Below are 25,280 nucleotides of genomic sequence, written 5' to 3'. Positions count from 1 at the left end.
TCGGTATTAATTATTCAGGCATGACTTTCAGCCAGCCCCGTCCGTTCTGCCACTCAATTTGAACCGGCAGACCAAACGCCTCTGATAAAACCTCGTTCGTTAATACACTTCTTTTCTCTCCGGCAGCCATGAATTTTCCTTCTTTCAGCACTGCCGCATGCGTAACAGCCGGAAAAATCTCTTCAATATGATGCGTTACGTACAAAAGAGATGTGCGGCGTGTTGCAGCCTGAACCTCGAGCGTTTCCAGCAGTTCCTCCCGCGCACGCACATCAAGTCCTGAACAGGGCTCATCCAGAATCATGGCATCGGGCTCCGCCATAAACGCCCGCGCGATCAGCACCCGCCGCTGCTCTCCCTGCGACATGAGACGGTATGGCTTGTCCGCCAGGTAAGACAGGCGGAACGAAGCAAGCAGTTCATCTGCTTTTTTCCAGTCCGAGGCTTCTGTCTGCTCATAAAGCCCAATGGAATTAAACCGCCCGCTGACCACAATTTCCCGTGCCGTTTCCATATTAAGTGTCTCTAAAAACCGGTTAAGGGTATTGCCGACAAAGCCAAGCCGCTTTTTCACGTATTCCCAGTTATAACGCCCGTATTCGTGGCCAAATACGCGGATAGTGCCGCTTGAAGGAAATTCATAGCCGCCCATCATATTCAGCATAGTCGATTTCCCGGAGCCGTTCAAACCAAGAATAGCCCAGTGCTCGCCCGGATTAACCGACCAGTTTATGTTTTCTAAAATGACATTTTTGTCCCGGACAAACCGAACGTGCTCATATGAAATTAACTGACTCATTTCTTATCACTCCCTTCCTCATTTTAGCAGAAAAAGAAAAACGAAAGAAAAGAAAAAAGCGGGGTGCTGAAAAAGAAAGAAATTTATTTCCTAAAAAAGCAGCTTTTAATCTCGCCAGGGCATTTCATTGATAGAAAATAATATCTTATTGGCATTAATATAATGCCGTAAATGACGTGGAAACAGTATAATATTTCACTAATGAAAGAGGGTGGTTCTATAACGCTTTTTTATCAATTTAATCTAAAAAAAACCGCATAACGGCGCCGTTTGGAGCGTTTTCAGGAAAAGTTAAAAATTATTCAATAATTTTGCAAAAAAGCATTGGTTTTTCCAAAGAACAGTAGTAAGATTGTACATGAAAAAGGCAGCAGCAAAACGGCTGAACATTTACAGTCGGAAATTGCCTTTTTGTTTAATTCGCAATCAGAGTGGTAAAGATGATCTGAAAGCGTTTTTAAACTTATTAGTACATATTTTGTAAACAGCGAACGTATACAGAAAAATCAAATGGGCAAAACAGGTGGAGGTTTTTCAGAATGAACATGCAAACTGGCCAGGGGAACCCGTGGAAAAATTTTTCGGGACCGAACCTTGGGTATGTAATGGAAGTGTACGAACAGTACTTGACTGACCCGGATGGAGTCGATCAGGAACTGCGCCAGCTATTTGATCAGTGGGGACCGCCCGAATCATTAACTGGCAATGCATCTCAGCACGGCGCATCAGCGGGTGATCTTGACAAGCTCTTCCGTGCGGTAAAGCTTGCGGACAGCATCCGTATTTACGGCCATCTGGCGGCGGATATTGACCCGCTTGATGACAGCAAAAAAGATACGCGCCGGATTGATCTTGAAACTTATGAGTTATCAGAAGCAGATTTGCGCCAGATACCGGTCGAGTATATTTGTCCGGGAGCTCCGTCACATGTGCGGGATGGCTACGATGCAATTATGCACCTGAAAAAAGTGTACACGGATAAAGTAGCCTTCGAGTTTGCGCAGGTACATGACCTGGAAGAAAAACAATGGCTTCGCCAGCAAATCGAATCAACCGATTACTATCCGACTTTCTCAGATGATGATAAGAAAAAACTATTAAAACGTCTTACACAGGTAGAAGGCTTTGAGAAGTTTATCCACAAAACCTTCGTCGGCCAGAAGCGTTTCTCAATTGAAGGACTCGACGCAATGGTGCCGCTTTTGGATGAGCTCGTTCACCATTCAGCTGTAAAAGGCTCGCAGACCATTAATATCGGGATGGCCCACCGCGGCCGGCTGAATGTGCTTGCCCATATTCTTGGCAAGCCGTATGAAATGATTTTTGCAGAGTTTGCGCATGCCCCGAATAAAAAAATGCTGCCGCTCGGCTCAATGAAAATGAACTATTACGGCTGGACGGGTGACGTAAAATACCACCTTGGCGCTGACCGCAGCTATAAGGAAGAAGATACACAGACAGCGCGCATTACGCTCGCGAACAACCCGAGCCACCTTGAAGTGGTCAGCCCGGTTGTTGCCGGCTATACACGTGCTGCCCAGGAAAACCGGACAAGTAAAGGAAAACCGGAGCTTGATGTATCAAAAGCGATGTCCATCATTATTCACGGTGACGCGGCTTTTCCAGGCCAGGGCATTGTTGGTGAAACATTTAACATGAGCCAGATTAACGGTTATAAAACAGGCGGCTCGATTCACATTATCGCAAACAACATGATCGGTTTTACAACCGAAACATATGATTCTCGTTCCACCCGCTATGCATCCGATGTGGCAAAAGGATTTGAAGTGCCGATTGTCCATGTAAATGCGGATGATCCAGAAGCCTGTGTGGCGGCTGCTTTTATCGCAGTAAATTACCGGATGCGGTTTGGCAAAGACTTTGTAATTGACTTGATCGGTTACCGCCGGTTTGGCCATAACGAAATGGATGAGCCGATGACGACGAATCCAAATATGTACAATATTATTCATAAGCATAAAACAGTTCGCGAGCTTTACGCCGACAAGCTGGCAGACCGCGGTGTGATTGAAGCGGGCTTTGCGGACGAGGTTTACAAAGAAAACGAACAAAAACTTAAAGAACTCTTTGAAACTGTGCCGAAAAAAGATGAAAATCCGGATATCGTTATGAATCCGCCGGAAGTGGTAGAGCAGGATCTTCCAAGCAATAAAACAGGTGTAAGCGAAGAAGACTTAAAAGTTATCAACCGCGAGCTTCTTCAGTGGCCGGAAGACTTCCAGCCATTTAAAAAGCTGGAGCGTATTTTAAAGCGCCGCGAGCAGGTTTTTGAAGAAGACGGCCAGATTGACTGGGGACATGCTGAAACACTGGCATTTGCTTCTATTTTAAAAGAAGGCACCCCAATCCGACTAACGGGTCAGGATTCACAGCGCGGCACGTTCGCACACCGCAATCTTGTGCTGCATGATGAAAAAAATGGCCAGGAATACAATCAGCTCTACGGCCTGAGCAATGTATCCGCTTCGTTTGATGTAATTAACTCACCGCTTACAGAAACAGCGGTTGTCGGATTCGAATATGGCTATAACGTTTTCGCACCGGAAACGCTCGTTTTATGGGAAGCCCAGTTCGGTGATTTTGCCAACATGGCGCAGGTTATGTTTGACCAGTTTGTTTCTTCTGGACGGGCAAAATGGGGCCAAAAATCAGGGCTTGTTATCCTGCTGCCTCATGGCTACGAAGGACAGGGGCCTGAGCACTCAAGCGGACGCATGGAGCGCTTTCTGCAGATGGCGGCTGAAAACAACTGGACGGTTGCCAATCTGTCGTCAACGTCGCAGTATTTCCATATCCTTCGCCGCCAGGCATCCATCTTGAAAAAAGAAGAAGTACGCCCGCTTGTTATCATGACGCCGAAAAGCCTGCTGCGCCATCCGCTGGCAGCTTCAAAAGCGTCTGATTTCTCAGATGGCAACTTCAATATTATTGTTGAGGAGCCGAGAACAGGCAGCAAGCCGAAGCAGGTGAAACGCCTTGTTCTTTGCAGCGGAAAAGTATCAATTGATCTGGCCGAACAAATTGATAAATCAGAAGAAAACCTGGATTGGCTTCATGTATTGCGGGTAGAAGAATTATATCCATTCCCGAAAGAAGAAATCACGGCTCTTTTAGACCGCTTCCCGAATGTAGAGGAAGTGATCTGGCTTCAGGAAGAACCGCAGAACATGGGGGCATGGACATACATGGACCCGAGACTGCGTGATACAGTTCCTGAAGGTGTGACAGTCCGTTATGTCGGACGCCGCCGCCGTTCAAGTCCGTCTGAAGGGGATGCAATTGTTCATAAAAAAGAACAAGCACGTATTCTTCGCACGGTTTTAACAAAAGGCCAGTAAGGCCACGTGACGGCTCCAGATCGAACTGGAGCCGGAAATGTACATATAAAAACAGAGATGCAAACTATTGAGGAGGATTTTACAGTGGCTGAAATTAGAGTTCCTGAACTAGCAGAATCAATTACAGAGGGCACAATCGCACAATGGCTGAAACAGCCGGGTGACTATGTGGAGAAGGGCGAATATATCGTCGAGCTTGAAACAGATAAAGTCAATGTAGAAGTGATTTCAGAAGAAGCAGGAACCATTACGGAATTGCAGGCAGCAGAAGGCGATACAGTTGAAGTTGGACAGGTTATTGCAGTGGTGGAAACATCAGGCTCTCCATCTGCTTCGGCTCCGAAGGAAGAAGCACCGGTTCAGGCTGAAGCAAAATCAAAAGAAGACATCGTGAAAGAAGAGCCCGCGCAGCCGAAGGAAGAAGCGGCCGGAAGCCGGACAATCGCGTCACCGGCGGCCCGCAAGCATGCCCGTGAAAAAGGCATTGACCTGAATGCTGTCAAGACTGCTGACCCGCTTGGCCGTGTTCGTGTACAGGATATAGATGCTCATCAAAACGCACCAGCTGCACCACGAAAATCACCACAGCAGGCAGCACCGCAAAAAGCAGCCGCACCAAAAGCACAGGACGGCGGCAAGCCGGTTGAGCGCGAGCGTATGAGCCGCCGCCGTCAGACAATCGCTAAGCGCCTTGTGGAAGTACAGCAGACGGCTGCGATGCTGACAACGTTTAATGAAATTGATATGACGAATATTATGGATCTGCGCAAGCGCAAAAAAGACAAATTCTTTGACGATCATGATGTCCGTCTCGGCTTTATGTCATTTTTCACAAAAGCTGTTGTCGCCGCTTTGAAAAAATATCCGTATGTGAACGCAGAAATCGACGGTGATGAAGTTGTACTGAAAAAGTTTTATGACATCGGTGTCGCTGTATCGACAGAAGAAGGACTGGTTGTTCCAGTGGTACGTGACTGTGACCGCAAAAACTTTGCCGAAATCGAAGGCTCCATCATGGACATGGCAGTGAAAGCCCGTGATAACAAGCTTGCACTTGCCGATTTGCAGGGCGGCTCGTTTACCATCACAAACGGCGGCGTATTTGGATCACTTCTATCTACACCAATCCTAAATGGCTCACAGGTTGGTATTCTCGGTATGCATACCATTCAAAGACGCCCGATTGCTGTCGGAGACGCAGTTGAGATTCGCCCGATGATGTACGTGGCCCTTTCGTATGACCACCGCATTATCGATGGAAAAGAAGCGGTTGGATTCTTGAAAATGGTCAAAGAACTGATTGAAAACCCAGAAGATCTTCTTCTAGAAGGCTAATAAAAAACTCCGCAGCAGGCGCTGCGGGGTTTTTTAGCACGGATTTAAAAAATAAATTTATCAAGAGTCCTTTCATTCGTTTTTGAAAAATGTCTCTCCAGAAATTTTATAAAACGGTCATTTAGACAAGTGGAACAGACGAGGTTACACGCTTTTAAAAAGTGGGAAAACCAGGTAAAAAAAGCGGTATTCATGGGCTTCACGTTCCATGAAGCAGGAAATAAGCCCGCTTATCTTATCGAAGTCTACGCCTCCCGCCTTTGTGGGGAGGAAAAGGAGCAAAATTTGTTTTTCTTCTTTTATTAAAAAAACGAAGCACTATTGTTCATTTATAGCTGTTTACCCTGAAACGGAACGGCAGAGGGGTGGCCTCACAGACTCCCGCAGGAGGAGCGGACAAGCTGAAACGGCTGGTTCAGTATTAGCCCTGCAGGAAAGCGAAGCCGCCAGCCCGCAGCCATTACGCTGCTTGCAATAAAAATGGATGCATTCAGAAACGGCAGTGTTTTCAGGCCTTTTATTAGGTTTTTTAAGATCGACAAATTCTTTTTTAAGCGGCAAGAAACCCCCGCAGCAGGCGCTGCGGGGGTGCTTTTATTTACTCTTTTTCAAGTTTTGGGGAAAGACCCCGTTTATGCACTTCTGTTTTTAATGTTTCAATCTCAGCTTTATTCCGGTCCTGCTTCAATGCGTCCCTGTAAGCCGCCACCAGCATCTCGTCACTCATAATTTTCATTTTATGACCTCCTTTGATTTGGTGTTCAAATAAAGAGATAATTCTCTTTATTTTCTGCTTATTATACTAGCTATCTGATAAAAGGCAATCAATAACAGCCGCATATAGAAAAATGTTATAATATTCCCAGAACTTTAAATATTTTTTAGAAATATTTACATAAAATCATGAAAAAGGAGGCATTATGTTGTATATTTATAAGGGTAGTGAAATAAAGCAAATGGATCAGAATGCTGAAGAAAAAGGCCTGCCTGCTTTTACTTTGATGGAAGCTGCCGGTGCTGGTTTGTTTAAGAACATTTCCGCTTCTTATAATATAAAGAAGCATTCTTTTTTAATCGTGGCCGGAAAAGGCAATAATGGCGGTGATGGGATTGTGCTGGCGCGCCATTTAAAGCAGGCGGGTGCAGACTGCAGCCTTTATTTTCCGCTTGGCCTTCCGGAAACAGGTCCTTCAATCAGCCATTTACAGTATTACGAAGCGCTTGGCTATTCATATGGAACCGATCAGAAGGAAAAAACGGCGACTGTTATTGTAGATGCCCTTTTGGGGGCCGGGACAAGGCTTCCGTTGTCTGCTCAGGTAAAGCAATGTACGGATTGGATCAACGCGCAAAAAGCGCACCGCCTTTCAATTGATTTGCCAACCGGTTCAGCCTCTGATTCGGGAGATTGTGATAATTCTGCTGTTCAGGCGGATAAAACTTACATACTGCATGGATATAAGCCGTCACGATTTTTATACCCGGCTGCCGCCTGCTACGGGGAATCCATATTAGTAGATATTGGGCTTCCCCATGAGTCTAATTGGAGTGTATATGAACCATCGCGGACAACAGCGTCTTTTTCCTACAGCGGCCATAATGCTCATAAAGGAACATTTGGCCATGGGCTTTTGATTGCTGGAACGGGCACAATGCCGGGAAGTGCCGCTCTGGCAGCACTGGGAGCGGTATCATGCGGAGCTGGCAAAATAACGGTCCAGACCGATAAAGAAGCAGTTCCTGTCATCGCGTCCCATGTTCCGGAAGCCATGTATGATTTGGGAACAGGCATCGAAGCGGATCACTCTTTTGATGCGCTTGCTGCTGGATGCGGAAGAGCAGCAGATGGTAAGATGGATACCATCGTCAGGCTTCTCCTGCAGCAAACAAAGCCGGCTGTTTTCGATGCAGGAGCGCTTGGAGAAAGAAGCTGGAAGAAAGCATCCTGTCCCGTCATTTTAACGCCGCATCCGGGGGAATTCTCCCGGATGACCGGAAAATCAGTCGGTCATATTCAGAAAAACCGCCTGGAGGAAGCATCCGCTTATGCGGTAGAGCATGGGGTCACGGTGGTGTTAAAAGGGGAATACACGGTTACAGCGTTTGCAGATGGCAGCGGCTATATTAACGCAACGGGCAATGAAGGCCTTTCAAAAGGCGGCAGCGGCGATACATTAACCGGCATTCTTCTGGCGCTTATTATGCGCAATCCCGATGTAAAAACGGCTGTTGCGGATGCTGTTTATTTGCATGGAAAGTGCGCGGATATTTGGAAGCGCACATACCCGGCTCAGGCAATGCGCCCGCTTGGCATTCATCAGCTGATCCCGGATGCAATAAATGAACTAATAAAGGAGGCAAACGAATGATCCATTTAAACTGGAATGAAAGAAAAACACGGAAACAAGTCACATGCGTTCATACCAATGCCGAGAAATATGTGGTGGAAAACGTTTTGACAAAAGGCCAGGTATACGATGTGAAAAATGAAACAGAGGAATTTTACTTTGTTGTTGACAACAAAGGCCGTGTGTCCGGCTTCTATAAAGATTATTTCGAAGAAGCGAACGGATAAATGAACGTACGGCTACAGGGGGCGAAAATATTGTTTGATGAAAGAATGGCATTAAAAATCAGGCTTGACCAGTTAGCAGATGCGGAAATACGCGTAATGCAGGAATTTAAAAAAGAACGGGAAGCCATTTTCACGAGGCTGCAAGAGCTGGACGAAGGGGAAGAAGACCACATTGAAGTGGCGGCTATCACTACAGTGGGAGCCGCGCCGCCGAAAGCAAGGCGCGGCCGCCGGAGTGAAGGGCTGACAGAGCTTCGGGATACCACAATCCGCATTTTAAAAGAACAAAACACGCCGATTCGCGGTATTGAACTGCAGCGGTACGTGGAGGAGCAGGCCGGCAGAAAAATTGCCAATATGACAACGTTTATGAACAGCCTGGAGCGTGAAAATGCACACGTTCGCAAGCTTGGACGGGGTCTTTACATTTACGAATATGATGTATAAGCAAAAAAGCGGGCGGATTGGCCCGCTTTTTTTGCGTTATATGCCTCTATGGGTGTATGATATGAAGCGTGCAAAGCGATTGGAAAGGAAGATTTTTTTTGAACATTTCAACACTGCCAGAACAAATAATGAATGTAATAGAAAAAAGAAAAGAGCAATTTGGGCAGGAAGCACCGGCGCTTTCTGCAGCATATATTGCCCAGGACGAGGATCTGGTAACGGATACGGTGGTTTCTCTCGCGCTCGGTAAAAATATTTTATTAAAAGGGCCGACCGGCTCCGGAAAAACAAAGCTGTCTGAGTCACTGGCCGCTTATTTCGGACAGCCTGTTCACAGCATTAACTGCTCCGTCGACCTGGATGCAGAAGCAATGCTTGGCTTTAAAACCATTGTGGAGAAAGATGGAAAAACGCAGATTGATTTTGTTGAAGGTCCTGTGATTCAAGCAATGAAAAAGGGGCACTTATTATACATTGATGAAATTAATATGGCCAAGCCCGAAACACTGCCCATTTTAAATGGCGTTCTTGATTACCGCCGCCAGATTACGAACCCGTTTACAGGAGAGGTTGTGCAGGCGCAGCCGACGTTCAGTGTTATTGCTGCTGTGAACGAAGGATATGCCGGTACCGCACCGATGAATGAAGCCCTTAAAAACCGGTTTATCGTCTTTGATGTTCCATACATTTCAGGAGATATCCTGCTTCAGGTGCTGAAGCAGCAGTCCATCCTGCAGGATGAGCCTCTCCTTCGCCAGTTTGTTTCATTATCCCGTGATTTAACAACGCTTGTCGAAAGCGGCCGTCTGCCTGAGGAAGCCTCTTCTATCCGTGCGCTTGTCGACGCATGCGACCTTGCCCTGTATATTCCGCCGCTCCGGGCAATTGAAAGTGCGATTGCGGGCAAGCTTGATGATGAACGTGAAAAAGCCGCCGTCATGAACGCGGCAGAAACGTGGTTTGTGTGACGTGGAACGATTTATCCAGTTTAACGATGAAACAGTGAATTCCGCTTTTTGGATGGAGCTGTCTGATCTCGCGGCCGCTTTATCCGAAAACCCTGATTTAAAAGTAGAATACGGCCCGCTTGCGTACTTTCAAAAGGAGCCGGCTGTTTTGTTCGTCAGCCACTTCTGGAATCACCGCTCCCGCGAGGAAGAAACGGCAGGAATGAAAACAGACATTTATCTGCGTGCGCTTGGAACGCGCAAGTGGACAGACGAGGCAGCCGTTAAGGCCTTTACAAAGCGGTATCCGGACGGATTTGCCAGACAGCTGCTTGCAGCCGCGGAAGATATCCGGCTGGAGTCTCTTTGTATTCAGGAGCGCCCGGGAACGAAGAAAGCGTTTGGCCTCCGGAAACAGGTAATGAGGCGTTATCATGAGGGGCAGCTGTCGGTTAACCGCTCAAAAGGTTTTTTTTCTGATGCCGTTTATAATGCTTTGTTCGTTCTATGGCAGGCAGATACGCCATTTGAGTGGCCGGACATTTATCCAGGAATTGACGGCGCCCTGCCCTTTATTGACCGGACGGCACGGATGCTGTTTGATGCGCGCTCTACAAAAGATGTGATCAAAATGGTAGAAGATATAGCGGAAGTGCTTGAAGAGCTGGAAGTCCGGGATATGGTGAATACGTATAGCCACCTTCCGGATTATCGGGAGACTCCGGCCGAAGAAAAAGCAGCAGACCCGGGCAGGCGGCAGGACCCGCTCGCCAATGACGATGAGCAGGAAGAAGACGAGCATGAACGGTTTGAGGAGCAGTTTTCCACCTGGCACCGGGAATCGGAAGAAACGCGCGGAACCTTTATGCAGTTTGATCTTGATCAGGGAACCAAAACGCCCATGATAGGCAATACAGCCCGGGAAGGGGAGGAAGGGGACGCTGCGCTTGCTTCCGTGCAGGGGAAATCAAAGAAATCCTCACGCGAGCAGTACAGCCGCCTGCTTGCCGAACGGCGGGATGCGGAATCAAAAGCAGATGATACCCGCTACGGGAAAGAAAATATCGGTGCCAGAGCCATTTACGAAAAGCCCCGCCCTGCTTCCGATGCAGAGCGGGAGCAGTACCGGCAGATGAAAGAAGAAACCGCGCCGGTTGTGCAAACATTAAAACGAATGATTCAAAAATCAATTGAAAAGAAAAAAACAAGTCCTCGGACCGATTTGCTGACAGGGCGGCTTGGACGGAAGCTGACACGGTTTTATACCGACGATAATCCGCGCCTTTTCTTTAAAAAACAGGAGCCTTCCCGAGAAATTAATGCTTCTTTTTATTTATTAATTGATAGTTCGGCGTCTATGTATGATAAAATGGACGACGTGAAAAAAAGTGCGGTCCTGTTTCATGAAACGCTGGCGGCGCTTCGAGTGCCGCATGAAATTACCGGTTTTTGGGAAGATACTTCATCTCTGTCAAAAGAAGTTAAGCCGAACTACTTTTTGACTGCTGTGCCATTTCACTCATCCTATCAGGCGGAAACCGGATACGCGATTATGCAGCTTCGTCCAGAAGAAGACAATCGTGATGGTTTTGCGCTGCGCCTGGCGATTGAAAAAATGGAGCGCCGCAGTGAAGAGCGGAAGTTTTTGATTGTGTTTTCTGATGGGGAGCCTTCTGCCGCTGATTATGATAAAAACGGCGTGCTCGATACACACGAGGCTGTCATGGCAGCGCGCAAAAAAGGCATGACGGTGTTTAATTTATTTATCGGGGATGAAGCACTTGATGAAGCGCGCCGGGAGACAATGAAGACGATCTATGGACATGGATCGATTATGGCGCCGGATGTTTCCGAACTTCCGCACGTTTTGGCACCAATTTTAAAAAAATTACTGTTCGACAGCATTTAGAAAGGACGTTTCATCTTGAAAAAAACCGATATTGTTCTCATCGGGCTTATGTTATTTGCTCTTTTTTTCGGTGCCGGAAATTTAATTTTCCCGCCGTATCTTGGTATGGAGGCAGGGTCATCGTTTCTGCCTGCCATTACCGGGTTTATCATAACCGGCGTCAGCCTTCCGTTTTTAGCTGTGCTGGCTATTGCGCTGTCAAAAGACGGCATTACGTCAATTGGCAGCCGTGTACACCCGCTGTTTGGTTTGATGTTCGCCGTGCTTATTTATCTTGCAATCGGCCCGTTTTTTGGCATCCCGCGCGGAGCGAGTGTCGCCTTTGAAATGGGGGCGGCTCCCTTTTTTGATGGCGAATCACGGCTTGTTTTATTTGTGTTTACCGCTTTCTTTTTTGCGCTTGTATACGTGCTGAGCTTAAATCCCTCCAGGCTTGTAGATATGATCGGCCAGTTTTTAACACCGGTTTTGCTGCTCGCCATTGCCGCTCTTTGTGTGGCGGCATTTTTCCAGTTTGACCACCCGGCAGGAGACACGGCCGAAAAGTATGCGGAAGCTCCATTTACAGCCGGGTTTATTGAAGGCTATTTAACAATGGATACAATTGCGGCGCTGGCTTTTGGCATCGTGGTAATCAATTCGCTGCGCAGCAAAGGCATTACCGGCCAGAAGGAGATCCTCCGCTATACCGGCATAGCCGGCCTGATTGCGGCGGCAGGGCTTGCCGTTGTATACGGATCAATTGGATGGATTGGTGTTCATATGCCGGGTGCGGAGCAGTTTAACAATGGCGCTGCTATTTTAACGGCGGCTTCTTCCGCTTTATTCGGTTCATTTGGCAAGCTGCTGCTGGGCATTATTGTGGCGCTGGCCTGCTTGACGACATGTATTGGCTTAACATCGGCCTGCGCACAGTTTTTTGAGGAAAAGCAGCCGGCCCTTTCTTATAAAACATACGTGGGGCTTTTTACAGTAATCAGCTTTTTGATTGCCAACCTGGGATTAAGCACGATTATCTCTGTCTCGGTGCCCATCCTGGTAATGCTGTATCCTTTTGCTATTGTTCTGATTATTTTGTCACTGCTTCAGCCGCTGATTGGCCAGTCGCGCTTTATGTATGCAGGAGCCATGATATTAACAGCTGTATACAGCCTCTATGATGGTGCCGCTGCATTTGGATTAAACACAGGCCCGCTTGCACAGTGGATTGGCTGGGTGCCGTTCTTCGAGAGCGGGCTCGGCTGGGTGTTTCCGGCTGCTGCAGGAGCATTAGCTGGAAAACTTATAAAGCCTAAATAAAAAAGCTGTCCTGCTTCAGGACAGCTTTTTGCCATTATTATTGTTTTAAACGGAGAAGACGCTGTTTTAAATCATCTTCCATTACGAGTAATTCGTCCTCAGCCGCTTTCCGTTTTGCCCGGCCATCCTGCTGGATGCGGATTGTTTCTTCAAGAGTTGTAATTAAGTTATCCTGCGTTTTCTTCAGTGTTTCAATATCAACAAGGCCGCGTTCATTTTCGCGGGCTGTTTCAATTGAGTTGACCTTCAGCATTTCTGAATTTTTCAGAAGAAGGTCGTTGGTTGTCCGCGACACTTCTTTTTGGGCCTGTACCGCTTTTTGCTGGCGAACAAGTGTCAGGGCAATCGCAATCTGGTTTTTCCAGAGCGGAACTGCCGTTAAGATGGAGGACTGGATTTTTTCCGCCAGCGCCTGGTTTGTATTTTGGATTAAGCGGATTTGCGGCGCACTCTGGATGGTAATCTGGCGGCTCAGCTTTAAGTCGTGCAGGCGTTTTTCAAGCCGGTCTGCAAACGCAATCATATCGTTTACATCCTGAAAATCCATTTGGTCGCCGGTCCGCTCCGCTTTTTGGCGCAGCTCTGGAATCGTTTTTGTTTCAATTTCCTCCAGCTTTAATTCACCGGCCGCGATGTAAATATTCAGCGCCTGAAAATATTCCTTATTTTTTTCGTATAACTGTTCAAGCATCCGGATGTCTTCAACCAGTCCCCGTTTGGAATGCTCAAGCTTTACGCCGATCCGGTCTATTTGGGCGCCGACTTTCTGGTAGCGCGTCATAACCTCCTGTACGGAGTCGGTTACTTTTCCAAACATACGGGAGAAAACATTGCGTTTTTCATCGCGCAGCTCGTCCGGGTCCACGTTTTTCAAGCTTTTCATTAAATCATTTAAAATATCCCCAATTGGCCCGATATCCTTTCGCTGCACGTGATCAAGCATATGATGGGAAAACTCAGACAGCTTGGTCTGCGCGGCAGTTCCGAATGAGAAAACGGCCTGCTGGTTGCCGGCATCAATCTGGGAAGCAAGCTGCTGGGCTTTTTGCCGGTGCTCATCCGGCAAAAGATCCACGAGCCGTTTTGATTGCTGGGAAGGGGCAGACGCATTTGGTGCTGCCGGCATATCCCCGAATGGATTGGAAAGCAGGTCATCTAGTAAATCATCATTTTTTGCGCCCGTAACGGGTGCCGGTTGTGGTTGTAATTCGTTGTTCATCTTCTTTTTCTCCTTCCTTAACTGTCTCAGTATCAATCAGCTGCCTGGTCCGGCTCGTCTGCTGTCTGGCAACATCGAGCTCAATGGTTAAATGCTCAATATCTCGGGCAAGGACCTGGCGGAGATCCGCTTCAAGTGTTTTAGACAGGTCGCCGAGTGTTTCAGTTGTTTCAAGCAATGATTTTTTCATTTCCGGATCTTTTATTTTTTTGCTTGTGAGAAGAGATGATTTTTCAGCAAGCGCCACAACAGAGTCAAGGTGCGAGTAGAAAAATGGCTCAATCTCATAAAAACGCTTTGGCTCTTTTTTTACAACAGAATAAATTCGCTTGACAAGGCTGTTCAGCTCAATCATCTGTTTTAATGAGCGCAGGCTCCGTACTTTTAAAAACAAGTGCTGCAGCCGCGACAGCTTTTCTTTTGCTTCTTTCAACTGATCCAATATATAGTAATATTCTCCCCGGTTCAGCCCGTACTTTTTTTGGATCCGTCTATTGCTAAAATTGGTGTACAGCATAAATGCCACAGCAAAGCCGGCTGCAAATGCTCCATACGCCAACAATCCGTCAAACAACGCCGCTAAAAGAAGGGCCGCTCCGAGTGAAACGGCAGCACGACGAAGCCAGTAAAGAGAATATCGCATCGTTCATCCACTCCATTTTATCATTTCGCCCAGCATTGTGAGCGTATTTTATTTCTTTATACGGACAGGCCGGTGAAAAAGTTTCATATTTTACAGTGTTTACGTTTTTTCTATTAAAAAAACCCCTTTTTTAAAAAGGGGCATTCATCACTTCGCGCTTTCTTCGGCCGGCGGGTGATTTTGAAAGTATTTGCGTCCGAGCCAGGACTGGAAAATCAGGATAAGGCCGCTGACACTCCAGTAAATCGGCAAAGCAGCTGGAGCATTAAAAGAGAAAATTAAAATCATGACAGGCGACAGCAGGCCGATGAGCTTCATTTGCTGCTGCTGTTCAGCCGGCATGGTCTGCATGGACAGCCTGAATTGAATATAGTACATTATTCCGGCGATCACAGCCATCGCGATATCCGGCTGGCCAAGCTGGAACCATAAAAATTCATGCGTTTGAATGTCCTCGGAAATGGTGATGGCATAATAAAGACCCGTCCACACCGGCAGCTGCAGCAGCATGGGAAGGCAGCCCATCGCCATTGGGTTAATGTTATTTTCTTTATAAAGATTCATCATTTCCATTTGAATCTTCCGCTGCTCATCCTGGTCTTTCGCCGCTTTTAAGCGGGTTTGAATGTCCATCATCTGCGGCTTGACTATATCCATCTTCCTGCGCATAACCGCCTGCTTTTTCATGGAATTAAGCATAAGAGGCATGAGAATAAGCCGGACAGCAACCGTGATCACAATGATGGCAAGACCGTAGCTTCCGAGCATTTCTCCAAGCCAGTGAATCAGCTCTACAAACGGATTCACTAAATAATCGTGAAAAAAATGGCCTTCTGTCTGTGCACTCTGGCAGCCTGACAATAATAAAGCGGATAAGACCGTAAGTGCACCTATTAATGGTTTTTTCAACATTCGTTCCTCCTGCGCCTGCTAGCAGGCTAGTTCCTTTAGACACAAAAAGTATACTCCTTTTTCTCTATGAAAACAACGAATGAGTAAAAGGTTTATTGTTAACTTTAAATTAAAAAAGGTTGACAAATTAAATATTTATCCTTTAATCTGGAAAAAAAGGAGAGATGCTTATGTCAACATGGACTCAACTAGCCGGCCAGGTTTTAAATGGCTGCAAGCTTTCACAGGCGGAAGCCATGCAAATACTAGAAAGCCCGGAAGAAGAACTGCTGCAGCTGCTTGATGGGGCGTTCCAGATCCGCCGCCATTATTACGGCAAAAAAGTAAAACTAAATATGATCATTAATACAAAATCCGGCCTCTGCCCGGAAGACTGCGGCTATTGTTCTCAATCAGCCAAATCAACGGCTCCCATTCAAAAGTACCGGATGATGGAGCATGAGCAGATTGTCGCAGGTGCAGAAAAAGCGTATTCCCTTGGCGCCAATACATATTGCATTGTAGCGAGCGGAAGAGGCCCGTCCAGGAAAGAGCTTGATACAGTAACAGGAGCGGTGAAAGAAATAAAAAAGAAATACCCGATGCGTATTTGCGCGTGCCTTGGCATCCTCAAGCCCGGACAGGCCGCCCAGCTCAAAGAAGCGGGCGTAGACCGCTATAACCATAATATTAATACATCCAAAAATCATCACAGCGCCATTACCACCACTCACACCTATGACGACCGGACGGAAACTGTCGGACAGGTAAAAGAAAGCGGCATGTCTCCATGCTCTGGTGTAATTATCGGCATGGGCGAAACCAATGAGGATATTGTGAACATGGCTTTTAGCCTGCGCGAGCTGGATGCTGATTCAATCCCGGTTAATTTTTTGCATGCCATTCCAGGCACAAAGCTGGAAAATGCAAAGCCGCTCACGCCTTCTTTTTGTTTAAAAGTGCTTGCCCTGTTCCGGTTTGTCAATCCTTCAAAAGAAATCCGCATTTCCGGCGGCCGGGAAGTGAACCTGCGGTCGATTCAGCCGCTCGGCTTATATGCGGCCAATTCGATTTTTCTCGGCAGCTATTTAACCACGGCCGGCCAGGAAATAACAGCGGATCATAAAATGATTGAAGACATGGGGTTCATTGTGGAGCACGCACACGAGCAGGAACCTGTCTGTTAACGAAAAGCCCTTTCTCAGGGGCTTTTTTTGCTTTTAGTATGGTAGAATCAAGAAAAGAAAGGGTGAGAGCATGAAGGAAAAAACAGAATTGTATCGATATTCGTACACGATTGATCCGAACCGGGTGCGGGCGTTTCAGCAGGCGGTTTTTGAAGAAAATTCGAATGAACAGTTTCCGCCGACATTTCCAACAGCCATGGACTTTCACGGAGGCCTGCCGTTTCAAAAGCTGACGGAGCTGCTTCAATTTGATCCGGCCTGCGTGCTTCACGGCAGCCAGTCGTATGAATACATATCTCCGCTTTTACCGGGCGACCAGATCGAAGCAGTCGTCTATATGGCGGGAAGAACAGCCAAAAGAGGAATGACGTTTGCCAGGCTGGAAACAGTTTACACAAAGGAAAATAAGCCAGCGGTTATTTCGCGCTCGACATTAATTGAGCAGAAAGGAGACACTCATGTTTAATCCTATTCCCTGGATCATTACAGCGGATGATATCCGCGCTTACGCGGAGGCGTCCGGCGATAATAATCCAATACATACCGATCCTGCCTATGCAAAAAAAGCTGGCCTGCCAGGCTGTATTGCACACGGAATGCTGGTCATGGCTCTTGGCAGCCGGGCTTTAAAAGAGTGGGGAGCGGTCCCGCTTGCTTCCTATGATGTCCGTTTTCAAGGAATGACATTTCCGGATGAGCCGCTTGTGGTAAAAGGAAGCTGGATCAATGAAGCAGAAGGAAAGGGCAGCATCATCATTGAAAGCGAAACGGGCGAAGTGAAAATGAAAGGCACGTTTGCGGTTAACCGGAACGAACAATGAAAAATGCGGCTTTTTTCATTGCGCAGCTTTTGTTTTTAACGGCCCTTTACCAGCTGTCGGCCCGGGCAGTTTCTTTCCTGCATATTCCAATCCCGGCAAGTGTGTTTGGCATGGTCACGCTTTTGCTTCTGCTGCTGTCAGGAGCGGTGCCGGACCGCTTTATCCGTTCAGGCGCCGGTTTTTTAAATAAGCATCTGGGCTTCTTTTTTATTCCGATTGCCGTTGGGCTTATGGCATACGGAGAGTTAATCCGCTCGGATGGGCTCGTGCTGTTTTTTATGATTGCAGGCAGCTCCGTTATCGGCTTGTTTATAACGGCCGGGCTTTCGCACTTTTTAACAGTGAAAAGGAAGCCTAAACAGTGACAGTGGTATATATTGTATTGACGATTGCTGTTTACCTGGGCGCACGGCTTCTGTCCATCCGGTTTTCCTCTCCTTTGACAACACCTGTTTTTACTTCAACAGCGGCAATCATTATTGTTTTTCTGGCAGGGGATGTTTCTTATGAAGAATACATACCGGCCAAAAATATCATGACGTTTTTGCTGGGCCCGGCAACCGTGGCACTTGCTGTTCCGCTTTACCATAATCGCGCGGTTTTAATGGAGCGGTTTTTGCCGGCTTTTATCGGTATAACAGTGGGCACGATGGCGACGATTGCTTCTGCTGTATGGCTGTCAGCAGCTTTTGGCTTGTCTGAAACGATTCAGGCAGCTGCTGCGGTAAAAGCAGTAACAACACCTGTGGCAATTGAAGCAGCCGCAATCATCGGCGGCGATCCGGCCCTTGCCGCCGCATTTGTTATGACAGCCGGCATTTTTGGCGCTGTATTTGGCCCGCCCCTTTTAACAATTTTCCGGATGAAAGATCCGTTTTCACGCGGCCTGGCGGTTGGAACTGTTTCACACGGGATTGGTACAAGCCAGGCGGTACTTGAAGGCCCAGTGCAGGGAGCTGTTTCCAGCGCTGCGATGGGGTTTGCCTCGATCATAACAGCACTTATCCTGCCATGGTTTTTTCCTCTTCTTTAAAGGTGGCTTTTTCAAGCCATCTTTTTTTAATCCCAAAAATGATACCGCTTTAAAAACAGTCAAAAAGTTGTGACAACTTTTTTATAGACATTCGGAGGAAGGGGCGTATAATAAAAGTATAAATTAATTGTGAAATATTTCACAAACAAAACAAGAATGGTGAGTGAAGGACATGAACAAAGAAGCGTATGAAGAAATTAATGCGTGGGCGCAGAAAAAAACAGCGATTTTAAAACATAATCCTATACAATACGTTATAAAAGCAATGCTGGCCAGCTTTTTTATCGGCTTTGCAGTCATGCTCTCCTTTAAACTGGCTGAACCGTTTTATGACACAGGTTCTCCGGCTGTGCCGCTTATGCTCGGCGCTTTCTTCGGTATTGCTCTTGTTCTGATTATATATGGAGGTGCAGAGCTGTTTACCGGCAATACAATGTATTTTACTATGAGCACCATCAGCGGCAAAACAACCTGGAAGGATGCGCTGGCCGTTCTTGCAGCCTGCTATGTCGGAAACCTGCTTGGCGCTGTTTCTTTCAGTCTGTTTATCAGCGGAGCGGGCATTTACAATGACCCGGCTAATTCCCAGTACTTAATGGATGTTGTTGCCCATAAAATGCACTATCCGGTGTCCGAACTGTTTTTTAAAGCGATTTTATGTAATTGGATTGTCTGCCTTGCGGTGTGGATTCCGATGCAGATGAAAGGGGACATGGCCAAAATTGTTACAATGCTTCTGTTTGTGATGACCTTCGTTGTAGCCGGCTTTGAGCACAGCGTGGCCAACATGGTATTGTTCAGCCTGGCGCTTGCCGTACCGCATCCGGAAACCATTTCGGCTGCCAGCGCTCTTTATAATTTACTCCCTGTGACAGCAGGAAACATCATCGGCGGCAGTGTGTTTGTCGGCATGGTCTATATGTATTTAGCAAAACCGATTGAAAAAAAAGAAGCAGCAGCCAAAGAGCATATTTCTTTAAAGCTGCTGCAAGCAAGCAAAAGCCGCCGATAATGGCGGCTTTTTTTATCCAATCAAAATCCGTTCTTTTGGATAATGATAGGAATCTTTTATTTCTCTGCCGCGGATCAGGAATAAAAGTGAAAACAGCCCGACGCGGCCGATAAACATCAGGATAATTAAAATGATTTTAGCCGGCGTTCCAACCACTCCGGTAATGCCAAGGGATGACCCGGTTGTTCCAAAAGCGGAAGATACCTCATACACAATCGGCAAAAGCGCTACCTCGGGCTCTAAATACGAAAGTACCATAATTGACATGCACCAAATAAAGGTTCCAGCTGCGATTACCACAAAGGAGCGGTGGACATCAATCGGATGGACTTCCCGGTTAAATACTTTAATCGTATTTTTGCCGCGGGCAAAGGTAAAAATGCTTAAAGCCGCGATGGCCACGGTGGTTGTCCTCAAGCCGCCTCCCACACTTGACGGGGAAGCTCCGATAAACATCAGCAGCGACAGCAGAAGCAGGGAAGGTGACGAAAAATCATTTAAATCCATCGTGGTCAGCCCGCCGCTTCTTGAAGCAATCGACTGAAAAAAAGCATAGAAAAACGATTCATGCCATGTTTTGCCGAGTAAAAAGTTTTTTTGTTCAAATACAATCAGGCCGGCCGTTCCGGCAAGAGCCAGAAAAACGTACATGGTTACGGTTAACTTTGTAAACAAGCTGAATGTAAATTTGCGCGGCCCGCGGTATGTTAAAAAGTCCTTTACCTCAATTAAAACAGGAAACCCAATTGCGCCAAGAATAATTAAGATAATGTTCACAAACTGGACGAAATAATCATTTGCATATGGAATCAGAGAAGCGCCGGTTATGTCAAACCCGCCATTGGTTGTCGCACTGACAGAAGCAAACAGGCCATGTAAAAAAGCTTCGCTGATTGTCGGATAATACTGGGTAAAATAAATGCCAAGAATAACAGCGCCAACCGCTTCAATCACCAGAATCAGCAAAAAGATTTCACGCATTAATTTAACAAGCCCGCTTAAATCCGTCCGGTTCTGGTCCGCCATAATCAGCTGGCGCTCCCGCATGCCGATTCGTTTGCCGAACAGCAGCCAGACCATCGAGCTGAAGGTCATAATACCGACGCCGCCGACCTGCAGAATGAGCAGAATAAAAAAATAGCCGGTTGTGCTGAACGTGTCAATGGTACTGACCGGAGTCAGTCCGGTGACGCTGAGGGCACTCACAGCAACAAAAACAGCGTCAATAAAAGCAATGTCCACACCCGGTTTATGGGCGACCGGCAAAAGCAGTAAAATGCTTGAAAAAAAAGCGCCGCTCAAATAAAGAAGCACAATAACCTGAAAGGGAGACAGCCGCAGGGTGCGTCTTAATTTCAGTTTTGTCATCATGGCCATACCCCGTCCACCTCATTCATACAATCACCTTTTTCAGCCGGTCTGCTGCCTGCTTGAGCACCGGAACCGGCTGGACAAGAGCAATCCGTACGTATCCTTTCCCCTCTGTTCCAAAGGCACTGCCAGGGACCATGACAACCCCCGATTGATCAACGGCTTGAAACACAAAAGCCCGGTCGTCTTCTCCGCGCGGAATTTTGGCCCATAAAAACATGCCGCCTTCTGGCCGCTCAACAGGCCAGCCGTTTTCCTGCAGGCCGGCGGAGAGTGCAGCAGCCCGAGCGCGAAATTCGGCCCGAAGCCTGCCGGTAATTTCTTCCGCCCGGTCAAGGGCAAAGGAGGCCGCCGCTTGAACCGGATTGAATACGCCATAATCAAGGTTTGATTTTAACTGCTTTAGGACCGCAATCATGCCCGCATTTCCAGCAATATACGCAACACGTGCTCCTGCGAGGCTGAAGCTTTTCGATAACGAATTAATCTCCATTCCAACGTCCATCGCCCCAGGAATGGCCAGAAAACTAAACGGCCTGTCGCCGGTAAAATAAAATTCCGAATAAGCAGCATCATGCAGCACAATAATTTGATGCTTTTTAGCAAATGCAATGACCTTCTCAAAAAAAGCATCGTCCGGCATGGCCGGCACCGGGTTGCCCGGCAGGTTTAAAATCATCAGCTTTGCTTTTTTCGCTACGGCGTCCGGAATCAGGGATAAATCCGGCAAAAAGCGATTTTCCGGGCGAAGCGGCATGTAATAAGGAACCGCTCCTGCAAGAGTAATACCCGCTTCATAAGCGACATAAGCCGGATTCGTCGTCAAAACGACATCACCTGGATTGCAAAAAGCAAGCGGGAGGTGAACAAGGCCTTCCTGGGAACCCATCGTCTGAACAATATCGGTTCCTGGCTGAAGTGTTACTCCGGAGCGTCTTTTATAATAATTGGCTACCGCTTCATAAAACTGCCCGGTTCCTTCCAGCGTATAACCGTAGGCTTCCGGCTTCCGGCTTTCATCAGCGAGAATAGTCCGTATCCGGTCGTCCGGCGGCAGATCCGGGCTGCCAAGGCTTAAATCAATCAGTACATTTCCTTTTTGTTTTTGTGCAGTCGCATAAGCTTTTAAATCACTAAAAATAGATGGCCCGAATGAAGCCATTTTTACAGAAGGTTCAATCGTCAAAACAAGCACCTCATTGCCTCGAAATATATGTACGGCACTTATTTTAACATATCAGCCCGCAAAAGGCTGTCGGGTTATTTGTCAACCTTAATAAAATAAGGTTGACAATAGTGAGGAGCCGCTTTACAATGAGAAAAACAATTTATTGGGGGAGTACATAATGAAAACAATACACTGGATGCAGGCTGCCATGTTCGCAGCGGTTATGGCTATTCTCGGCTTCCTGCCGCCGATTCCGCTTTCTTTTACGCCGGTGCCTATCTCATTTCAAACAATCGGGGTGATGATTGCAGGAGGAGTGCTGGGTGCACGTCTTGGAGCTCTCAGCCAGATCATTTTTCTGCTTACCGTTGCCGCAGGAGCACCGATTTTAGCCGGGGGGCGCGGCGGCCTGGCTGTTTTTGCAGGACCGAGCGCAGGCTTTATCGTGTCCTGGATTGCCGGCGCTTTTGTTGTCGGCCTTCTCACAGAGCGCGCAGCAAAGCTGACAGCGCGCCGGACATTTGCTGCTAACCTTCTCGGCGGTGTCGTCGTTTTATATGCAATCGGTATACCGGTTCAAGCGCTTGTTACAGGAGTTGGACTAAAAGAAGTTGCCATTTCCAGCATGGCGTTTATCCCGGGAGACATATTAAAATCAATAGCGGCGGCTGCCCTCGTTCCGAAATTGCGGACCGCTTTGCAGGCTGTGCCGTCCTTTCGCCGCGCTGCGTAAAAACTGATATAGTAGAGCAGGGGGATCGAAGATGAATATCACATCTGTACAATCGCTCCGGGCACAAACGTGTCCGGAGTTCATTTGTTTACAAACGCCGGATCAATCTTTTACATGCAGGGAGTGGGAGAACGTAACAAAACGGGCTGCCGCCTGGCTTTTGCTCCACGGCCAGCCGGGTGATACGGTGGCGGTAACGGCAAGAAATCAGTGGGAAACGATCGCTTTGTTTTGCGGAGCTGTCCGGGCCGGGTTTATTTTTATGCCGCTTGACCCGCGAATGACCGCTGCGGAACGGGATGAACGGCTTCGGCTGGCAAATCCGGCGCTCTTCCTGGATACCGGGGATCTTCAGCAGGCTGGCAGCTCTATTCAAAAAACAGAACCTTCTTCTTATTGCCATCCGGATTCCGGGGCACTGTTTTACTCGGGTTTTACATCCGGCTCAAGCGGCACGCCAAAACAGTTTGTGCGCAGCCAGCATTCCTGGCTGAAAAGCTTTGAAGCGGGCCTGGCTGATTTTCCGCTGACCGGACGGGAAACAGCCGTGATCGCCGGGCCTGTCCATCATTCCCTTTTTCTATACGGCGTCGCTTTTGCTCTTTTTAGCGGGCAGCCGATTGTCCTGATGGACAAGTTTTTGCCCCGCAGCACCATTGATACACTGAATTCGTTACGCTCCTTTGTTTTCTATGCAGTCCCAACAATGCTTGAAGGCATAAAATCAGAAGGGGTCTTCACATCAAACGGGATTGTGTTTTTATCCGGAGCCGGATGGACTGCGGAACGAAAGCAGGAATGGACTTCTTTGTATCCGTTTGTGCCGCTTTATGAGTTTTACGGGGCTTCTGAGCTGAGCTTTGTATCTTATATGACGCCGGACGATTACAAAAAACGGCCTGCTTCATCCGGAAAACCAAGCACGGGAGTAACGATTAACATCCGTGCGCAGGGAAAAAACCTTCCTGCCCATCAAATCGGCACCGTTTTTGTGAAAAGTCCGATGCTGTTCAGCGGGTATATAAAGGAAGGAGACTGCATGCTCAATCTTGAAGAAGATGGTTTTTACACGGTCGGTGACGCGGGATATGTAGACGAAGACGGCTACTTATACATTGTCGGCAGAAACGAGTTTATGATCATTACCGGCGGTGTCAATGTTTATCCGGAAGAAATTGAGCGGGTCATTGCCAGATGCCCGGGTGTGGACATGGCTGCTGTTACCTCTGTGCCGGATTCCCATCTTGGCGAACGAATTGTCTGCTTTTATACAGGAGAGGCGGCCCGGGAGTCGGTCAGGGCATTTGCTAGAGAAGCCTTGTCCACTGAAAAGCTGCCAAGACGCTGGATTCAGGCAGATTCGATCCCGCTGACAACCAATGGGAAAATCGCCCGGCAGGACCTGCAGCAAAAAGCGAGGGAGATGCTTCTATGAATGTTTACATAACGGATGCCCGCCGGACACCGGTCGGCATCCAAAACGGAATTTTTGCCCATACAGGCGCAGCCGAATTAGCAGCTCCTGTTTTAAAAGAGCTGGCGGAGTCATCAGGCACACTGCCCGATGAAATCATTTTGGGCAATGTGACAGGACCGGGCGGGAATATTGCCCGCCTTGCTTCATTAACAGCCGGTCTTCCTGATACAGTGCCCGGCTTGACGATTGACCGGCAGTGTTCCTCCGGTTTGGAAGCGGTCCGGCTTGGCGCGGCGCTTATTCGATCTGGAGAAGCACAATGCATTATTGCAGGCGGCTGTGAAAGCTCAAGCACGTCCCCACGTCCGGAAAAAGCCATTTTCTCTTCTGAATGGATAGGTGATCCCGAGATGGGAATGGCGGCAGAATGGCTGGCCGAGCGGGAGCGTATTACCCGGGCAGAACAGGATCATTATGCCGTCCTGAGCTACAAACGGTATACAGAGTCAGTAAAAAAACAGCGGTTTCAAAAAGAAATCGTTTCGATTCATGGATATATACAGGATGAAGCAGCCATGAAAGAGCGCCCGATTGAGAAAATGGCTCTCCGCGCGAAAGCGGCTTTTAAAGCGGGCGGCACGATTACGGCGCTGAATGCGTCTGCTTTTAATGATGCAGCCTGCGCGGTCACCCTGACCTCTGACAGGGCAGCTGGTTTAAAAGTAGAAGCAAGTGCCACAGCCGGCGCAGATCCGAACTTTCCTGCGGCGACGCCGGTTCCGGCGATTAAAAAACTGCTCCAGAAAACAGGACTGCGGGCTTCTGATATTGATGTCTGGGAAATAAACGAAGCCTTTGCGGTGAAAATTATTTATGCCGCCCGCAGGCTGGACATTCCTTTTGAGAAAATCAATCCAAACGGCGGCGGGCTGGCACTTGGCCATCCGTACGGGGCATCAGGCGCCATGCTGGTTCTGCGGCTTTTTTATGGCATGCAGGAGCGCCGGGAAACCTATGGAATTGCCGCGGTCGGAAGTGCGGGAGGGATTGGGGCAGCCATGCTTTTTAAACGTGTTTAGCCGCTTTCTGACCGGTTTTTGCCTCTACGCGCATGG

24 protein-coding genes are annotated in these 25,280 nt (G+C 47.8%); 17 read left to right on the top strand and 7 right to left on the bottom strand.

Going from position 1 to position 25,280, the window contains the following annotated elements; genetic code table 11:
- Positions 1-10 precede the first annotated feature (10 nt).
- On the bottom strand, positions 11-799 hold the full coding sequence (locus VP98_RS00595) for an ABC transporter ATP-binding protein (RefSeq protein ID WP_046173392.1): 789 nt from the start codon (positions 797-799) through the stop codon (positions 11-13).
- A 539-nt stretch (positions 800-1,338) separates the two neighbouring features.
- Between VP98_RS00595 and VP98_RS00590 the strand changes: the two genes are divergently transcribed.
- Positions 1,339-4,158, top strand: a complete 2,820-nt coding sequence (locus VP98_RS00590) for a 2-oxoglutarate dehydrogenase E1 component (protein ID WP_046173391.1) — start codon at positions 1,339-1,341, stop codon at positions 4,156-4,158.
- Between the two features lie 84 nt (positions 4,159-4,242).
- Positions 4,243-5,493, top strand: coding sequence for a 2-oxoglutarate dehydrogenase complex dihydrolipoyllysine-residue succinyltransferase (gene odhB / locus VP98_RS00585; RefSeq protein WP_046173390.1), 1,251 nt, complete (start codon positions 4,243-4,245; stop codon positions 5,491-5,493).
- 598 nt (positions 5,494-6,091) lie between these two features.
- On the opposite strand, the gene sda is transcribed toward odhB, so the two are convergent.
- Complete coding sequence (sda, locus tag VP98_RS00580; RefSeq protein WP_046173389.1) at positions 6,092-6,229, bottom strand: sporulation histidine kinase inhibitor Sda; 138 nt, start codon at positions 6,227-6,229, stop codon at positions 6,092-6,094.
- A gap of 187 nt (positions 6,230-6,416) precedes the next feature.
- Here sda and VP98_RS00575 point away from each other — a divergent pair, with 187 nt between their 5' ends.
- The 6 genes from VP98_RS00575 (at position 6,417) to brnQ (ending at position 12,670) form a co-directional block, all read left to right on the top strand.
- Positions 6,417-7,862, top strand: coding sequence for a bifunctional ADP-dependent NAD(P)H-hydrate dehydratase/NAD(P)H-hydrate epimerase (locus VP98_RS00575; protein WP_046173388.1), 1,446 nt, complete (start codon positions 6,417-6,419; stop codon positions 7,860-7,862).
- Entirely contained in the window at positions 7,859-8,068 is a 210-nt protein-coding gene (locus VP98_RS00570; protein ID WP_046173387.1) for a DUF6501 family protein, read from the top strand. The genes VP98_RS00575 and VP98_RS00570 overlap by 4 nt, the downstream gene beginning before the upstream one ends.
- On the top strand, positions 8,069-8,515 hold the full coding sequence (locus VP98_RS00565; RefSeq protein ID WP_197076527.1) for a Rok-like winged helix domain-containing protein: 447 nt from the start codon (positions 8,069-8,071) through the stop codon (positions 8,513-8,515). It abuts the gene before it with no gap.
- 128 nt (positions 8,516-8,643) lie between these two features.
- Positions 8,644-9,483: an ATP-binding protein gene (locus tag VP98_RS00560; protein WP_046174062.1), complete on the top strand. Its 840-nt coding sequence runs from the start codon at positions 8,644-8,646 to the stop codon at positions 9,481-9,483.
- Between the two features lies 1 nt (position 9,484).
- Positions 9,485-11,371, top strand: a complete 1,887-nt coding sequence (locus VP98_RS00555; protein WP_046173386.1) for a vWA domain-containing protein — start codon at positions 9,485-9,487, stop codon at positions 11,369-11,371.
- Between the two features lie 15 nt (positions 11,372-11,386).
- Positions 11,387-12,670 carry a branched-chain amino acid transport system II carrier protein gene (gene brnQ, locus VP98_RS00550; protein WP_046173385.1) on the top strand — a complete coding sequence of 428 codons (1,284 nt, stop codon included), beginning with the start codon at positions 11,387-11,389 and terminating at the stop codon, positions 12,668-12,670.
- A gap of 37 nt (positions 12,671-12,707) precedes the next feature.
- Here brnQ and VP98_RS00545 read toward each other — a convergent pair whose 3' ends face one another.
- The 3 genes from VP98_RS00545 to yidC form a co-directional block, all read right to left on the bottom strand.
- Positions 12,708-13,889, bottom strand: coding sequence for a toxic anion resistance protein (locus VP98_RS00545; protein WP_046173384.1), 1,182 nt, complete (start codon positions 13,887-13,889; stop codon positions 12,708-12,710).
- On the bottom strand, positions 13,837-14,532 hold the full coding sequence (locus VP98_RS00540; protein ID WP_052712068.1) for a 5-bromo-4-chloroindolyl phosphate hydrolysis family protein: 696 nt from the start codon (positions 14,530-14,532) through the stop codon (positions 13,837-13,839). Before VP98_RS00540 ends, VP98_RS00545 begins: the two co-directional genes overlap by 53 nt.
- 147 nt (positions 14,533-14,679) lie before the next feature.
- Complete coding sequence (yidC, locus tag VP98_RS00535) at positions 14,680-15,444, bottom strand: membrane protein insertase YidC (RefSeq protein ID WP_046173383.1); 765 nt, start codon at positions 15,442-15,444, stop codon at positions 14,680-14,682.
- Between the two features lie 170 nt (positions 15,445-15,614).
- On the opposite strand from yidC, the gene bioB reads away from it, so the two are divergent.
- The 6 genes from bioB to VP98_RS00505 all read left to right on the top strand — a co-directional run bounded on the left by bioB (position 15,615) and on the right by VP98_RS00505 (position 19,476).
- Positions 15,615-16,610, top strand: coding sequence for a biotin synthase BioB (gene bioB, locus VP98_RS00530; RefSeq protein WP_046173382.1), 996 nt, complete (start codon positions 15,615-15,617; stop codon positions 16,608-16,610).
- Positions 16,611-16,680: 70 nt separating this feature from the next.
- On the top strand, positions 16,681-17,076 hold the full coding sequence (locus VP98_RS00525; RefSeq protein ID WP_052712067.1) for an FAS1-like dehydratase domain-containing protein: 396 nt from the start codon (positions 16,681-16,683) through the stop codon (positions 17,074-17,076).
- Complete coding sequence (locus VP98_RS00520) at positions 17,069-17,431, top strand: MaoC family dehydratase (RefSeq protein WP_046173381.1); 363 nt, start codon at positions 17,069-17,071, stop codon at positions 17,429-17,431. The genes VP98_RS00525 and VP98_RS00520 overlap by 8 nt, the downstream gene beginning before the upstream one ends.
- Positions 17,428-17,796: a CidA/LrgA family protein gene (locus VP98_RS00515; RefSeq protein WP_046173380.1), complete on the top strand. Its 369-nt coding sequence runs from the start codon at positions 17,428-17,430 to the stop codon at positions 17,794-17,796. Before VP98_RS00520 ends, VP98_RS00515 begins: the two co-directional genes overlap by 4 nt.
- On the top strand, positions 17,793-18,464 hold the full coding sequence (locus VP98_RS00510) for an LrgB family protein (protein WP_046173379.1): 672 nt from the start codon (positions 17,793-17,795) through the stop codon (positions 18,462-18,464). The genes VP98_RS00515 and VP98_RS00510 overlap by 4 nt, the downstream gene beginning before the upstream one ends.
- Positions 18,465-18,636: 172 nt before the next feature.
- Complete coding sequence (locus VP98_RS00505) at positions 18,637-19,476, top strand: formate/nitrite transporter family protein (protein ID WP_046173378.1); 840 nt, start codon at positions 18,637-18,639, stop codon at positions 19,474-19,476.
- Between the two features lie 12 nt (positions 19,477-19,488).
- Here the strand turns inward: VP98_RS00505 and VP98_RS00500 are convergent, their stop codons facing one another.
- Both VP98_RS00500 and VP98_RS00495 read right to left on the bottom strand, forming a co-directional pair.
- On the bottom strand, positions 19,489-20,847 hold the full coding sequence (locus VP98_RS00500) for a TrkH family potassium uptake protein (RefSeq protein ID WP_197076526.1): 1,359 nt from the start codon (positions 20,845-20,847) through the stop codon (positions 19,489-19,491).
- A gap of 22 nt (positions 20,848-20,869) precedes the next feature.
- Positions 20,870-22,033, bottom strand: a complete 1,164-nt coding sequence (locus VP98_RS00495; RefSeq protein WP_046174058.1) for an aminotransferase class I/II-fold pyridoxal phosphate-dependent enzyme — start codon at positions 22,031-22,033, stop codon at positions 20,870-20,872.
- Between the two features lie 160 nt (positions 22,034-22,193).
- Between VP98_RS00495 and VP98_RS00490 the strand changes: the two genes are divergently transcribed.
- From VP98_RS00490 to VP98_RS00480, 3 genes are read left to right on the top strand one after another with little or no spacing between them, the layout of a single operon-like run.
- Positions 22,194-22,748, top strand: a complete 555-nt coding sequence (locus tag VP98_RS00490) for a biotin transporter BioY (protein ID WP_046173377.1) — start codon at positions 22,194-22,196, stop codon at positions 22,746-22,748.
- 31 nt (positions 22,749-22,779) lie between these two features.
- Positions 22,780-24,183, top strand: a complete 1,404-nt coding sequence (locus VP98_RS00485) for an AMP-binding protein (protein ID WP_052712066.1) — start codon at positions 22,780-22,782, stop codon at positions 24,181-24,183.
- Positions 24,180-25,244: an acetyl-CoA C-acyltransferase gene (locus VP98_RS00480; protein WP_046173376.1), complete on the top strand. Its 1,065-nt coding sequence runs from the start codon at positions 24,180-24,182 to the stop codon at positions 25,242-25,244. Before VP98_RS00485 ends, VP98_RS00480 begins: the two co-directional genes overlap by 4 nt.
- Positions 25,245-25,280: the final 36 nt, after the last annotated feature.

The organism is Domibacillus indicus (assembly GCF_000970685.1).
Taxonomy (GTDB): domain Bacteria; phylum Bacillota; class Bacilli; order Bacillales; family Domibacillaceae; genus Domibacillus; species Domibacillus indicus.
The sequence above is the reverse complement of the archived record's forward strand: the minus strand, read 5'-3'. Positions and strand labels throughout refer to the sequence as shown.

What these genes read in the sequence shown, in the direction of transcription:
- VP98_RS00595 (WP_046173392.1), bottom strand. Translation starts at nt 799, where the DNA reads ATGAGTCAGTTAATTTCATATGAGCACGTTCGGTTTGTCCGGGACAAA.
- VP98_RS00590 (WP_046173391.1), top strand. Translation starts at nt 1,339, where the DNA reads ATGAACATGCAAACTGGCCAGGGGAACCCGTGGAAAAATTTTTCGGGA.
- sda (WP_046173389.1), bottom strand. Translation starts at nt 6,229, where the DNA reads ATGAAAATTATGAGTGACGAGATGCTGGTGGCGGCTTACAGGGACGCA.
- VP98_RS00570 (WP_046173387.1), top strand. Translation starts at nt 7,859, where the DNA reads ATGATCCATTTAAACTGGAATGAAAGAAAAACACGGAAACAAGTCACA.
- VP98_RS00565 (WP_197076527.1), top strand. Translation starts at nt 8,069, where the DNA reads ATGAACGTACGGCTACAGGGGGCGAAAATATTGTTTGATGAAAGAATG.
- VP98_RS00560 (WP_046174062.1), top strand. Translation starts at nt 8,644, where the DNA reads ATGAATGTAATAGAAAAAAGAAAAGAGCAATTTGGGCAGGAAGCACCG.
- VP98_RS00545 (WP_046173384.1), bottom strand. Translation starts at nt 13,889, where the DNA reads ATGAACAACGAATTACAACCACAACCGGCACCCGTTACGGGCGCAAAA.
- VP98_RS00540 (WP_052712068.1), bottom strand. Translation starts at nt 14,532, where the DNA reads ATGCGATATTCTCTTTACTGGCTTCGTCGTGCTGCCGTTTCACTCGGA.
- yidC (WP_046173383.1), bottom strand. Translation starts at nt 15,444, where the DNA reads ATGTTGAAAAAACCATTAATAGGTGCACTTACGGTCTTATCCGCTTTA.
- bioB (WP_046173382.1), top strand. Translation starts at nt 15,615, where the DNA reads ATGTCAACATGGACTCAACTAGCCGGCCAGGTTTTAAATGGCTGCAAG.
- VP98_RS00525 (WP_052712067.1), top strand. Translation starts at nt 16,681, where the DNA reads ATGAAGGAAAAAACAGAATTGTATCGATATTCGTACACGATTGATCCG.
- VP98_RS00520 (WP_046173381.1), top strand. Translation starts at nt 17,069, where the DNA reads ATGTTTAATCCTATTCCCTGGATCATTACAGCGGATGATATCCGCGCT.
- VP98_RS00515 (WP_046173380.1), top strand. Translation starts at nt 17,428, where the DNA reads ATGAAAAATGCGGCTTTTTTCATTGCGCAGCTTTTGTTTTTAACGGCC.
- VP98_RS00505 (WP_046173378.1), top strand. Translation starts at nt 18,637, where the DNA reads ATGAACAAAGAAGCGTATGAAGAAATTAATGCGTGGGCGCAGAAAAAA.
- VP98_RS00500 (WP_197076526.1), bottom strand. Translation starts at nt 20,847, where the DNA reads ATGATGACAAAACTGAAATTAAGACGCACCCTGCGGCTGTCTCCCTTT.
- VP98_RS00490 (WP_046173377.1), top strand. Translation starts at nt 22,194, where the DNA reads ATGAAAACAATACACTGGATGCAGGCTGCCATGTTCGCAGCGGTTATG.
- VP98_RS00485 (WP_052712066.1), top strand. Translation starts at nt 22,780, where the DNA reads ATGAATATCACATCTGTACAATCGCTCCGGGCACAAACGTGTCCGGAG.
- VP98_RS00480 (WP_046173376.1), top strand. Translation starts at nt 24,180, where the DNA reads ATGAATGTTTACATAACGGATGCCCGCCGGACACCGGTCGGCATCCAA.